Here is a 12274-nt window from a genome sequence, read left to right on the forward strand (position 1 = left end):
CTTTTTATTATATCAAAAAAAGCCCCCTGAGTCACTCTAAAATGGGACTGGAAAGCATTTGGGAATTCTTTAAAATAATGTTTTCAGTTTTAGAGACAAATTTGGGTCAGAATAAAGAAAAAAGCCCTATTAAAGGCTTTTTAGGATGTTTATATCCACCCTGAGGGAATCGAACCCCCATCTCAAGAACCGGAATCTTACGTGATATCCATTACACTAAGGGTGGAAACTTGTTTTATTATAACAGAAATTTGCTCTAATAACAAGTTTTTTTCTAGACGGATAGCCCGTCTTAGTGGGAAGCATCCCCATTCCAGATAGAGTTTTTCACGATAACATAATCAACGTGTTTAAGGTCAGCAACCTGACGTCCACCTGCATAAGAAATAGCACTTTGAAGGTCTTGTTCCATCTCAGTTAAAGTGTCTTGCAGATGACCTTTAGCAGGAAGCAAGATACGTTTGCCTTCCACATTTTTGTAAGCACCTTTTTGATATTGTGAGGCTGAACCGTAATATTCTTTGAACTGTTCACCATCGACTTCAATCGTTTTCCCTGGACTTTCGATGTGTCCTGCAAAGAGGGAACCAATCATAACCATGCTGGCACCGAAACGGATAGACTTAGCAATGTCGCCGTGAGTACGAATTCCTCCATCAGCAATAATCGGTTTACGTGCAGCCTTGGCACACCAGCGTAGAGCAGCCAACTGCCAACCACCTGTACCAAAACCAGTCTTAACCTTGGTGATACACACCTTACCAGGACCGATTCCGACCTTAGTAGCATCCGCACCAGCATTTTCCAATTCACGTACAGCTTCTGGTGTTCCCACATTTCCAGCAATGACAAAAGTATCTGGTAATTCTTTCTTGATGTGTTGAATCATAGAAATCACACTATCTGCATGACCATGGGCAATATCAATCGTGATGTACTCAGGAGCATCAGCCTTGAGCTGGCTAACAAAATCATACTCATAATCCTTAACACCGACAGAGATAGAAGCAATGAGCCCTTGCTCATGCATTCGTTTAATAAAAGGAATGCGTCCTGCCTCATCAAAACGGTGCATAATGTAGAAGTAACCCCCTTTAGCTAGTTGCTCTGCTACATTTTCATCCAAAATCGTCTGCATATTCGCTGGCACAACAGGTAGTTTAAAGGTGTGATTTCCTAGAGTGACACTTGTATCCGCTTCTGCACGGCTTTTAATCACACATTTATTTGGAATCAATTGAATATCTTCGTAATCAAAAATGGGAAATTCATTTAACATATCGATGTCTCGTTTCTTTTGTAATGACCTACCTATGCTCTCGCATCACTACGCCTTTTCCGACGTTTCCTTAATTCATTATAAACTAAAGTACAGTTTTTGTCAAATAATTTTATAAATTAAAATATATTGTTCGGTTTTTTCTTATATCAAAGACAAAAAAGTGGAGAGATTATTTTCTCCCCAGTTCTTTAGTAATATTACTTTTAAATATTTCTTCGGAGTTTTCTAGCATTTCACAAAATTCACGATAAGATGAAGACTTCTGAGGAATTTGGATAGACCATTTCTTTAACAAAGCTCCATAACCTGCTAGCTTTCCTATCTCATTATCAACAACCTTGTCCTTGCTCGGAAAAACAAGACCAGCCTTCTCAGCTTTCAAAATATAAGAATAGGAAATCAGCTGGAATAAGTCCTCACGGTTGATTCCTTTTTCAGTCAATTCCAGTTTTTTATACTTAGCATCTAAAACTATTTTAAGCTCTTCTTGATAAAAATCTGGATATACTTTCCGTTTCCCAACAGAAAATACCGAAATACCACCTAGTTTTTCTTTATTCCGTGGATGGATGAAATCTTTTGGCAACAAAGTATGAACATACTCTTCCCAAAGCCAGGCAACATCAAAAAGAATACCATGAATTTTTTGATCTTGATACCCTAAACCGTGCTTTTCTTGGTTTAGGATCATCAGACAAAGTTCTTGTAACTTTCTGTACTCGTGAAAGTATGCATGACGTATAGGTTTAGATTGATTTACCCGAATAATCTTAGCACGATCAGCTAGTTTATAGGCAGGGGTTACACGCACGATTTCAGCTACGCTTTCTCGACTAGTTGAGAGGTTATCTAGTCCCCCTTGACCAATGCTTTCCTGGTTCTTAATGTATTCAATAGTGTGACGGACCAACTGCATGAGGGGATTATCGTAGGTGAACTCTCTCGTTGTGTAGGCAATATTTCCCGTGAAAGGAAGATTTTTCTTGAGATGGTTTCTTACATCAATCACTCCCTTAACATGGCTGTCGTTATGAGAAAATCGCTGGTATTCCTTATAAAGACCTTTTCGAATTGTAGCTTGTAGATACTTGGGGAAGAGATACATCAAAAGCTGATAAAGCCTCTCTTCACGAGACAAAGCAACATCTAAACTAGTGAGATTGATATTAAGAACCTTGTGTAAGAGATAATGCAAAAAATGGTCATTACTCTCATTAGAAAAGCGAGAGGAAATCGTTAATCTTTCCTGACCACACCCCAGAAAACCAATCACATTTCCAGTCTTGATTTTCTGATTAACTGTTTCAAAGATTTTTTGGTCCTTCTCTAAGTCAGGAGAATTCTTCAAATCATTTGGAAAAATAAAGATATTGTCCTCTTTAGAAAGGTTATCCAGTGTTCTATCAAGAAGTGCTTGACTTAGTTTGGGATATTCTGCGACAAAGTCTTCCTTAGCAATTCTATGCTGATTATCAGTTATCCGCATCATTATCACCAGTATCTTGCGGTTCTGTTCGCTCCTTATTTATCAGATCAAATGCTTTTTTCAAAGTTTCCAGAGTTTCAAATTCCTCATAAGTACCCCGTACATAATCTTCCAAAAGCGGTTTGAGATAATCAGACCAGAGTGATTCATAGTCAAAATCTACATCCTTCAAGTTAAGGAAATAACTTGGCCCGATATGATAATGACTATTTAATTCCTGAACGTTTTCGATAGCAACATTCAAGTTTCTTAGACGTTTTTTCGCTTCTTCAGCTTTATCACCAAGAGCAGTATCGAGCATACCTAATTGGCTTTCAGCAGTAACTTCAACAAAACGGAAACGACGACGCATAGCAAAATCAAAGGTGTCCACTGAACGGTCAATGTCATTCATAGTGCAGATGATATAGACATTTTCAGGGATATAAAATTTCTCATCAGTCTCATGTAAATTAGCGTATTGTGTAGAAACACTTCCCTTTTCACCACGATAACTAGGGTCGATAGAGAAAAAGAGTTCCCCAAAAATCTTAGAAATCTCCCCACGGTTGATTTCATCAATGATAAAGACAAAATTATCTTGGCCTCCAGTTTTCTTAGCGTCTCTAGCTTTCTGACAAAACTTCTTAAAGATACCATCTACTAATTTAAACTCAATGGTACCATCTCCATTAGATACTGGTCTCAATCCCTCTACAAAATCCGTATAGTCATAAGATGGGTGAAACTGTACAAAGCCTATTTGGTCTTCGTTGCCATCCGTTAATTCTTTAGCAATTTCTTTAGCAAGATAAGTTTTTCCTGTACCAGGAGCACCGCGGAGGATGAGGTTTTTGGATGACAGTAAAATATTTTTATACTCGTTGATATTTTCTGATGTGTTTTCCTCGTTTTTAATATCTGCAATCTTATCTTTTTCAATATTAAAATCCATATATAACTCATCAAGACTTGAATATGTTAATAAAGATACTGTTGTAAAGTCCCATTTATTGGTTTCAAGAGAATTTAACTGGAAATCACCAAATTTACTAATCGGAATGATTTCAAATCGTCTTGGAAACCCTTCGAACTCACTATTTTCAACATATTGATAAGGACCAATTATTTTAGCCAAAAAAGAAGCCCGTAGATTCTTCCTGGGAACTACTACTAAATCTCCTATACTGACTCCATGTTGAAGGAGTGCTACTTGATTCTCTTGTTTTCTAGGTTTTTCTTCACCACTGTAAGGATAATTTTTTTCTTCTATATTTTCAAATCCAATATATAGAACTTTATCCTTAAAAGATTTCTTATGCAATTTTATGTTATTGGTCCCGCCAACTGAAATTTTCCAAACTCTTATATTCGACATAAATTCCTCCATTTTAACATTAACATATAATATTTTTTATATAATAACACTAATCAAGAAGCAAAGCAAGGAATTAAATAAAAAGTCCAGTGTTAGGAGCTTTAATGTCTCTTAACGCTAGACTTCTTCTCTATCCTAATAATACTCACCCTGACGGTAGTCCCATGAGTTAAAGGTGTCTGACAGATGCATCATAATCTTATCAATGTCAAGCCCTTTGCGGATTACAACTGGAGCTGGTGAAGTTGAGCGAGCTCCTCCTTGTTCTGGGATGAGTTTGCCTTCTTTATCGACCATAGAGACCATCACACCCTGCTCGTAGCGTGTTTCAATCGTTTTGTCAGGTTGGATGGATGCCACGTAGTCGTCTGCTTCAATGACAAGGTCCACTGCTCCTTCGATACGTTCTCCGATTCCTTCTACCTTACCACGGTTTCCTTTTCCAGATGGATTTGCAGATGAGGCGTAGACCATCTTGCCTTCTTCCCAAAGTTTGGCAGCCAATTGTTCACCAGCTTTCCCAAACTTGATAACGAAACAGCTAGTACCACGAACGTCAGTCATCAGTTCTACACGGCCATCCCCGTATGCTTTCAATTTTTCAAAGGCTTCTGGTTTCCAAGGAAGAATACAACCAAGAAGAATGTCTTCATCCCAATGTTTTTGGTAAAAGGCTTCAATTTCTGGGTTGAGTTGTGCTAAAGCGCGAAGCTCATCCATGCTACCGCAGAGAACAACACCTGGTTTGTTACGGTTACGCTCTTTAGCTGCGAACTTGCGCTCAAGTCCTGCCTTGTCGCTAGTCATGATAATGTAACCAACTTTAGTAGGGCAAACGATACATCCGCCCTCACCTTTTAAAATATCATATCCTTCTTGTGAAAGTGTTCCGTTCCATTGAATGTGTTTTGTCATAGTTCTATTTCCTTTTCTATTTTTCTTCTAATCCTGCCAGTAGGCTGGTCGTTGTTTTTCATAAGCAGCAATCAAATCTTCATACTGCAAAGTAATACCGATATCATCCAAACCATTTAAGAGTTTGTGTTTCCACTCGCTATCGATTTCAAAAGTGAATTCTCCAACTGGTGAGATGATTTTTTGTTGTTCCAAGTCCACAGTTACCTGGTCGGTTGGTTTTAGCTGGGCTAGTTTCTCTCTAACCTCTCTAGGCTGAACAATAGGTAACATGCTATTATTGAGTTCATTATTGTAATGAATGTCACCGAAAGACCCTGCAATCACAACCTTAAAACCATAGTCTGCTAGAGCCCAAGCTGCGTGTTCTCTCGAAGAACCTGCCCCAAAGTTATCCCCTGAAATGAGAATACTGGCTTTGCGATATTCAGGTCGGTTAAAGACAAAGTCTGGATCCTCAGTATACTTGTCATCCAAATAACGCCAAGCATACATGAGGTACTTACCAAAGCCTTTTTTATCAATTAACTTGAGAAACTGCTTAGGTAGGATTTGGTCGGTGTCGATATTATCATTCATGAGAGGAACGGTCGTTCCCGTATAAACTGTAAATTTCTCCATATCCTCTCCTTACTGAGCTTCTGGCATTTGTCGAACATCTACAAAGCGCCCTGCAATAGCTGCTGCTGCTGCCATGGCTGGACTGCAGAGATGAGTCTTAGCGCCAAAGCCCTGTCTGTCTTCAAAGTTGCGGTTGCTGGTTGAAGCGCAGTGGACACCATCAGGAACCTTGTCCGGATTCATTCCTAGGCACATAGAACAACCTGGGTCTCTCCACTCAAAGCCAGCATCTATGAAAACCTTATCCAAACCCAACTTCTCAGCAGCTCGTTTGACAGGACGAGAGCCCGGAACCACGATAGCCGTTAGATTGGGGGCTATTTTCTTTCCTTTGACAAATCGCGCAGCCAGTTGCAAGTCGCTGAGACGAGCATTTGTACAAGAGCCGATAAAGATATAACCTAGTTCAATATCAGCTGGCTTTTGACCTGGTTCCAAATCCATATAATTGTAGGCTCGTTCATCATTCATATCCTTAATTTCTGGGAAACTACTGTCAAAGTCAACCCCCATAGCAGGGTTGGTTCCCCAGGTCACCATAGGAGCCAAGTCTGAGACATCCATCTGGATAACCTTATCATAAACGGCATCCTCATCACTGACAATTGTTTTCCAATCCGCCACAGCCTCTTCAAAGTCCTCTGGAACACATTCTCGTCCCTTGAGATAATTATAGGTGGTTTGATCCGGATTCATGATTCCCATCTTAGAACCAAACTCGATGGACATATTGCAGATAGTCATTCGCTCTTCCATGCTCAGTGCATCAATCGCTTGTCCCCGATATTCCACCACATAGCCAACACCACAGGCAACGCCGTACTTGGCAATCAAGGCTAGAATGAAATCCTTAGAATAAACTCCTTTTTGAGGAACACCAGTGAATTCTACCAGCATTTTCTTGGGTTTGACCTGCCAGAGGGTCTGTGTCGCGAAGACATGTTCGACCTCACTGGTCCCAATTCCAAAAGCGATCGCTCCGAAAGCCCCGTGGGTTGCTGTGTGACTGTCTCCACAGACGATGAATTTTCCTGGTTGGGTTCTTCCTGTTTCTGGACCTACCATGTGCACGATTCCTTGTTTTTCAGAACCGTGGGCAGCATGTTCGATCCCAAACTCCTCAACATTTTCAGCCAGCTTATCAATTTGAGCCTTAGAAATCACATCTCGAATATCGTAGATATTGACTGTCGGGACATTGTGGTCAAAGGTTCCAAATGTCAATTCTGGTCGTCTCAATCTACGACCTGCGTCTCGTAATCCTTGAAAAGCCTGAGGGCTGGTCACTTCATGAATATAGTGCTGATCCACATACATGAGTTGGGGCTGCCCCTCTTCTCCTGTGATGACATGACGGTCCCATAATTTATCAAAAATCGATTTTCCTGCCATCCATTACCTCCAAATAAAATATAAGGCTACTACTGTGGACACCATTCCGAGAAACCAAACTGTTTTAAAATACCATTTTCGAGTCTTGTGGTGAAAGATGATTCCTGCTAACCAGGCCCCAAAACCACCACAAGTAAAGGCTAAAATGAGTAAGATTTTCTCTGGGATGCGCCAAACTCTTCTCCTTGCCTTAGATTTGTCAATGCCATAAATCAAGAAAACCATGACATTCCAAATCAAAAGGACTAGAGTAATTCTTTCGTCTAACTTCATAACCTTGCAATAATAGCTTCTGTCATTTCCTTAGTTGAAGCCTGTCCACCTATATCTCTTGTTAAAATGTCAGCCGCTAAACTTGCCTCAACAGCACGCTCAATACGCTCTGCATCCTCATAACGTCCAAAACTATCTCTCAACATCATGGCAACTGATAAAATCATGGAGATAGGATTTGCAATGCCTTGACCAGCAATATCAGGTGCTGAACCGTGAATAGGTTCATAGAGACTTGGTCCATTTTCAGAATGACTGGCTGATGGCATAACTCCAAGTGTGCCAGATAGGACGCTTGATTCATCAGAGAGAATATCTCCGAAAAGATTTTCTGTCACGATGACATCAAACTTAGCAGGATTGGTAATCATGAGCATGGCAGCTGAGTCCACCAACTGGTGTTCCAAGGTCACATCTGGGAAATCCTGTGCGACCTCCTCAGCTACTTTCCGCCAGAGTTTTGAGGTCGCTAGAACATTTTGCTTATCAATACTAGTAACGATTTTTCTCCGATTTCTTGCGATTTCAAAGGCTTTGCGAATAATCCGCTCCACCTCCTCATAGCTATAATCGTTGATATCACGGGCTTTGCGCTCTTCAAGGATATGATCTCCAAAGTAAATCCCGCCTGTCAACTCCCGCACCACGACAAAGTCTACACCAGCAATTCGTTCCGGTTTGAGTGGTGACAAATGCTTGAGACTGTCAAAGATTTTTACAGGGCGAATATTAGCGTAAAGATTGAGTTCCTTACGGAGAGCTAGCAAGCCTTGTTCAGGCCGAACCGTTTCACTATCATACCGGGGACTACCGATAGCCGCTAGGAGAATGGCATCTGCTTCACGACATACCTTGAGGGTTTCATCAGGTAAGGGATGCCCTGCTGCATCGATACCTGCACCTCCAAAAGGTCGTTTGTCTATTTCATAGTCAAAGCCTGTTTTTTCAGCTAGAGCCTCCAGAACTTCTAAACCAGCCTCCATGATTTCTGGGCCGATTCCATCCCCTGCTAGAGCTACTATTTTCTTTGTCATAGCCTTCTCCTTTACACACTAGGCATATCGCGGTAGGAAACGCTACGCCCCATCTCACCAGCATTCTCTTTTTGAACAAAGGTATTGGCATTGATGTAGGCAATAGCAGATGCTTTCAGTACATCGAAATCAAGTCCCGCTGCATTAAAGATGGTTTCTGTATCTCTGTTTTCAACAGTGACCAAGACCCGAGCTTGGGCATCAATTCCATCTGTCACCGCATCAATGGTATAGGACACCAAGCGGACAGATTGGTTAAAGAACTTATCGATAGCGTTAAAGATCGCTTCAACGGAACCTTGCCCTGTCGCATTAAATTCGACTTTCTCACCATCCATATTGGCTAGGCTTACGAGCGCTTCGATGTCATTATCAGCATGAGTTTGCAGTTGTAAATCATCAAAGTGGAAGCCTTCTGGATTTTCAACCATGGTTCCAGCTACCAGCGCACGAATATCTGCATCTGTGATTTCTTGTTTCTTGTCTGCTAACGCCTTGAACTTCGCAAAGAGTGGTTTGATATCCTCTTCTGTAAAATCTAGGGCCAATTCTCTCAGTTTCTCAACAAAAGCATGGCGACCAGACAATTTTCCAAGCGGAAGACTATTACTCTTAACACCAACCAATTCAGGGGTGATAATCTCATAAGTAAGAGGATTTTTAAGAACTCCATCTTGGTGAATACCAGATTCGTGAGAAAAGGCATTACCACCAACTACAGCCTTGTTTTTAGGAACTGGAATACCAGAGAAGCGAGAAACCATTTCTGACGTATTGATGGTCTCATTTAGGACAATACTGGTTTCTGCTTGATAGTAATCTTGGCGAATATTGAGAGCAACTGCTATTTCTTCCAAAGCAGCATTTCCAGCTCGCTCCCCAATACCGTTGATAGTTCCTTCAACACGTCCTGCCCCATTCTTGACGGCAGCAAGGCTATTAGCCACTGCCATTCCAAGGTCATCATGACAGTGAGGCGAATAGATGATCTGACGATCCGTCTTGACATTCTCAATCAGGTATTTGAAGATGGCTCCATATTCCTCTGGTGTGGTAAATCCTACCGTATCAGGAATATTGATATAAGATGCCCCTGCATCAACCGCTGTTTGAACAACTTGCAAGAGGAAATCCAACTCTGTTCTAGTCGCATCCTCAGGAGAGAATTCAACCACTTCAAACTTAGAACGGGCATAAGAAACATGCTCCTTAATAGCTTCTAGAATCTCTTCCTTGCTCTTATTGAGCTTATACTTACGATGAATCGGACTGGTAGCGATAAAGACGTGAACCTGTGGATACTTGGCATCCTTGAGAGCCTCATAACAAGCATCAATATCAGACTTGACAGAGCGTGCTAAACCAGTCACCGCTGTTTTCTTCAAGACCTTAGCAATCTCCTGCACTGCTGTGAATGAATCAGGACTCGCCGCCGGAAAACCAGCTTCAATGGCTGAAATACCCCATTTCTCCAGCTGCCTTGCAATGGCAATTTTTTCCTTGATTGAAAAATTAACGCCCGGTGTCTGCTCTCCATCCCGAAGGCTGGTATCTAGAAATTCAACTGTTCTCATAAGATTTCCCCTTTTCCAAATGTGGTTTTAAAAAAACATCTCGCTCAGAAGTCCAAGCGAGATGTTGATTCACTCCCGCTTGGTAAGCCAAACAGGACTAATGCTTTTTGCACTAGCCCGAGTACCTCAACAACAAAGCAAATTGATTAAACTTAGCTGTTCTCATGTTTGACTTTCTCCTTCGTTTGATATCTTGTTTAATATTTTAGCATAGGCAAAAGCACTTGTCAAGAAAAAATCAAATATTTTCTGAAAATTTCTTCAGTATAGAATATTTAGCTAATTGAAAATTATTGAAATGTTTCATTTTTTAGAAGTTAAATTCCAACTTTTTTCTATCAATTCCAGTACCATTTCATCTGACAAAGTATCATCAAAAGCCACACTAATCCAGTAGCGTTTGTTCATATGAAAGGCTGGATAAATTCCCTTTTTTGAAAGTAAGTCAGCTACTTGGTCATGCTTGAGGTTGACTGCTTCCACTAATCCTTCTCTACCCTTTTCCAGCTTATCCCAAGAGATTCTCATCAAGACGGCATACCACTTTTTATTACTTTCATGTCTTAACACTGCCGTATCAGGCGATTTCTCCCACATATACTCCAACTGATTTCCATACTTTTCCTGAACTTGAATCATGATTCGCTTAGTCTGAGGACAGATAAAATCCTGTATCTCAAAACAAGCCTTCCGAATCTGGTAGAGAATCTCCAGACAAGCCTCACGGACACTTGCAACAAAACTTCCTGTCATACTTTCCATATGAACTTGAGGATAGAGGTCGCCCATTTCCTGATCAAAGACCTGAAAATTCACATTATCAGCAGTGATGGACACAGTCATGACAAAATCACCCTGCAAAATCATGCAGCTATAAGTCCAAACTCCACTACTTTCTACAAAACCATAGGCACGAGCCTTTTCTTGATTAAACTGATAGGATTTAAAAATTTCAAACATAAGTTAAAACTGCTACCCAAAGCTAGCAGTTCCTTTCTATTTTTTAAAAGACAACCTTGGTTCCATGCAATTGTGTCACGCCCAGCTGGTCAATAAAGGTTTGACGGTTGTCAAGGTCAATCCCCCCACCTGGTAGAATTTCAATTTTACCTTTAACGTGCTCCAAAATTCTGTGATAGTGAGCAAAACGTTTGTCTAGTGAATCGCCAGATACACCCGCACGAGTTAAGATACGAGTGACTCCAGCTTGGCTGAGCCAGTCAATCGCTTCTAGTTGATCTTCATCGCTCAATTCATCAAAGGCCATGTGGAAGACAATTTCCATTCCTTTTGATGCAGCAATTAACTTTTCAAGATTAGGTTTATCCAACTTCTTCTCAGCAGTTAAGGCTCCAAATACAACTCCTTGACTTCCAGCCTGAGCAGTCAATCGAATGTCTTCTAGCATGATTGCAATTTCTAGTTCATTATAGACAAAGTCGCCACCACGTGGACGAATCATGGTCATAATGGTTGTATCGTAGTTAGCTGCCAATTCAACCGCTGCCTTGGTTACTCCATAGCTTGGTGTTGTTCCTCCCACTGCTAGATTATCACAGAGTTCGATTCGACGAGCTCCAGCCTCCATCGCTTTTTCAAGCAAGGTCACATTTTCAGCACAAAATTCGTAAATCATTTGATTCTCCTTGAAGATTACTTTGAATTTATTATATCATATTGTTGTGAATATGCTTTCATTTTTATCAAGGGAAATAGTTACAAATTTTACTTATTCTTTGTCTGGAATGACCTTGAAGAGATAATAAGTGATAAAGATGGTCAAGGCTCCCAGACCGATTTTGACTGGTAGGAGAGGAGCAAAATAAATAGAAATCCCCATCAAGATGTAGATAGATACAATGATTTTTTTCTTGCGTTCACGCGCAATAGACTTAGTCTCGCGAAAATCAGCTACATATGCTTGATAGAGCTTGGTATGATAAAGCCAGTCTTCGAAACGCTTGGAACTTCTTGAGAAACAAGCAATAGACAACAAAAGAAAAGGCGTTGTAGGCAACAAGGGTAAAACAACCCCAACAATAGCCAAGGCCAGTGATAAAAAACCAATAATTAGATAAATAATACGCATAACTTCTCCTAGTTAATACTCTTCGAAAATCTCTTCAAACCGCATCAACGTCGCCTTACCGTAGGTATGGTTCCTGACTTCGTCAGTCTTATCTGCAACCTCAAAGCAGTGCTTTGAGCAACCTGCGGCTAGTTTCCTAGTTTGCTCTTTGATTTTCATTGAGTATAAAATAATCTTCTTCTAGTTTCGCATAAAATGATGAATTTTGTCAAGTTCCAACCAAAAGAGCCTGAAATTAACTTTCAGGACTC

General features: G+C 40.6%; 13 protein-coding genes and 1 tRNA gene. All 14 read right to left on the reverse strand.

All coding sequences use genetic code 11. The annotated features are described in order from the left end of the window. Window positions 1-154: 154 nt before the first annotated feature. Window positions 155-226 (reverse strand) — tRNA-Arg (locus SK608_RS06015). Between the two features lie 66 nt (window positions 227-292). Next, window positions 293-1279: a GMP reductase gene (locus SK608_RS06020; RefSeq protein ID WP_000931175.1), complete on the reverse strand. Its 987-nt coding sequence runs from the start codon at window positions 1277-1279 to the stop codon at window positions 293-295. 172 nt (window positions 1280-1451) lie between these two features. Beyond that, the gene (locus SK608_RS06025; protein ID WP_082242426.1) at window positions 1452-2771 is read right to left on the reverse strand and encodes an McrC family protein; all 1320 of its coding nucleotides are present in this window, start codon (window positions 2769-2771) and stop codon (window positions 1452-1454) included. After that, the gene (locus tag SK608_RS06030; protein WP_033677339.1) at window positions 2755-4125 is read right to left on the reverse strand and encodes an AAA family ATPase; all 1371 of its coding nucleotides are present in this window, start codon (window positions 4123-4125) and stop codon (window positions 2755-2757) included. The genes SK608_RS06025 and SK608_RS06030 overlap by 17 nt, the downstream gene beginning before the upstream one ends. 135 nt (window positions 4126-4260) lie before the next feature. Continuing rightward, window positions 4261-5040 (reverse strand): L-threonylcarbamoyladenylate synthase, encoded by a 780-nt coding sequence (locus SK608_RS06035; RefSeq protein ID WP_033677340.1) that lies wholly within the window; start codon window positions 5038-5040, stop codon window positions 4261-4263. A gap of 27 nt (window positions 5041-5067) precedes the next feature. Beyond that, on the reverse strand, window positions 5068-5661 hold the full coding sequence (leuD, locus tag SK608_RS06040) for a 3-isopropylmalate dehydratase small subunit (protein ID WP_033677343.1): 594 nt from the start codon (window positions 5659-5661) through the stop codon (window positions 5068-5070). A gap of 9 nt (window positions 5662-5670) precedes the next feature. Then, on the reverse strand, window positions 5671-7053 hold the full coding sequence (gene leuC / locus SK608_RS06045) for a 3-isopropylmalate dehydratase large subunit (RefSeq protein ID WP_033677345.1): 1383 nt from the start codon (window positions 7051-7053) through the stop codon (window positions 5671-5673). A gap of 3 nt (window positions 7054-7056) precedes the next feature. Then, window positions 7057-7326 (reverse strand): DUF1294 domain-containing protein, encoded by a 270-nt coding sequence (locus SK608_RS06050; protein WP_033677347.1) that lies wholly within the window; start codon window positions 7324-7326, stop codon window positions 7057-7059. Further along, complete coding sequence (gene leuB / locus SK608_RS06055; RefSeq protein WP_033677349.1) at window positions 7323-8360, reverse strand: 3-isopropylmalate dehydrogenase; 1038 nt, start codon at window positions 8358-8360, stop codon at window positions 7323-7325. The genes SK608_RS06050 and leuB overlap by 4 nt, the downstream gene beginning before the upstream one ends. Window positions 8361-8371: 11 nt before the next feature. After that, the gene (locus SK608_RS06060) at window positions 8372-9934 is read right to left on the reverse strand and encodes a 2-isopropylmalate synthase (RefSeq protein WP_033677351.1); all 1563 of its coding nucleotides are present in this window, start codon (window positions 9932-9934) and stop codon (window positions 8372-8374) included. 303 nt (window positions 9935-10237) lie between these two features. Further along, window positions 10238-10894 (reverse strand): MmcQ/YjbR family DNA-binding protein, encoded by a 657-nt coding sequence (locus SK608_RS06065; protein ID WP_033677353.1) that lies wholly within the window; start codon window positions 10892-10894, stop codon window positions 10238-10240. Between the two features lie 43 nt (window positions 10895-10937). Continuing rightward, window positions 10938-11570: a copper homeostasis protein CutC gene (locus SK608_RS06070; RefSeq protein ID WP_033677356.1), complete on the reverse strand. Its 633-nt coding sequence runs from the start codon at window positions 11568-11570 to the stop codon at window positions 10938-10940. A gap of 93 nt (window positions 11571-11663) precedes the next feature. Beyond that, window positions 11664-12023 carry a YbaN family protein gene (locus SK608_RS06075; protein WP_001220352.1) on the reverse strand — a complete coding sequence of 120 codons (360 nt, stop codon included), beginning with the start codon at window positions 12021-12023 and terminating at the stop codon, window positions 11664-11666. A gap of 12 nt (window positions 12024-12035) precedes the next feature. Next, entirely contained in the window at window positions 12036-12182 is a 147-nt protein-coding gene (locus SK608_RS11705; protein ID WP_033677359.1) for a hypothetical protein, read from the reverse strand. Window positions 12183-12274 lie beyond the last annotated feature (92 nt).

Source organism: Streptococcus mitis subsp. hohhotensis, from assembly GCF_000722775.1.
Taxonomy (GTDB): Bacteria; Bacillota; Bacilli; order Lactobacillales; family Streptococcaceae; genus Streptococcus; species Streptococcus carlssonii.

Excerpts from the sequence above, each read along its gene's own strand:
- SK608_RS06020 (WP_000931175.1), bottom strand. The coding sequence starts at position 1,279 with ATGTTAAATGAATTTCCCATTTTTGATTACGAAGATATTCAATTGATT.
- SK608_RS06025 (WP_082242426.1), bottom strand. The coding sequence starts at position 2,771 with ATGATGCGGATAACTGATAATCAGCATAGAATTGCTAAGGAAGACTTT.
- SK608_RS06030 (WP_033677339.1), bottom strand. The coding sequence starts at position 4,125 with ATGTCGAATATAAGAGTTTGGAAAATTTCAGTTGGCGGGACCAATAAC.
- SK608_RS06035 (WP_033677340.1), bottom strand. The coding sequence starts at position 5,040 with ATGACAAAACACATTCAATGGAACGGAACACTTTCACAAGAAGGATAT.
- leuD (WP_033677343.1), bottom strand. The coding sequence starts at position 5,661 with ATGGAGAAATTTACAGTTTATACGGGAACGACCGTTCCTCTCATGAAT.
- leuC (WP_033677345.1), bottom strand. The coding sequence starts at position 7,053 with ATGGCAGGAAAATCGATTTTTGATAAATTATGGGACCGTCATGTCATC.
- SK608_RS06050 (WP_033677347.1), bottom strand. The coding sequence starts at position 7,326 with ATGAAGTTAGACGAAAGAATTACTCTAGTCCTTTTGATTTGGAATGTC.
- leuB (WP_033677349.1), bottom strand. The coding sequence starts at position 8,360 with ATGACAAAGAAAATAGTAGCTCTAGCAGGGGATGGAATCGGCCCAGAA.
- SK608_RS06060 (WP_033677351.1), bottom strand. The coding sequence starts at position 9,934 with ATGAGAACAGTTGAATTTCTAGATACCAGCCTTCGGGATGGAGAGCAG.
- SK608_RS06065 (WP_033677353.1), bottom strand. The coding sequence starts at position 10,894 with ATGTTTGAAATTTTTAAATCCTATCAGTTTAATCAAGAAAAGGCTCGT.
- SK608_RS06070 (WP_033677356.1), bottom strand. The coding sequence starts at position 11,570 with ATGATTTACGAATTTTGTGCTGAAAATGTGACCTTGCTTGAAAAAGCG.
- SK608_RS06075 (WP_001220352.1), bottom strand. The coding sequence starts at position 12,023 with ATGCGTATTATTTATCTAATTATTGGTTTTTTATCACTGGCCTTGGCT.
- SK608_RS11705 (WP_033677359.1), bottom strand. The coding sequence starts at position 12,182 with ATGAAAATCAAAGAGCAAACTAGGAAACTAGCCGCAGGTTGCTCAAAG.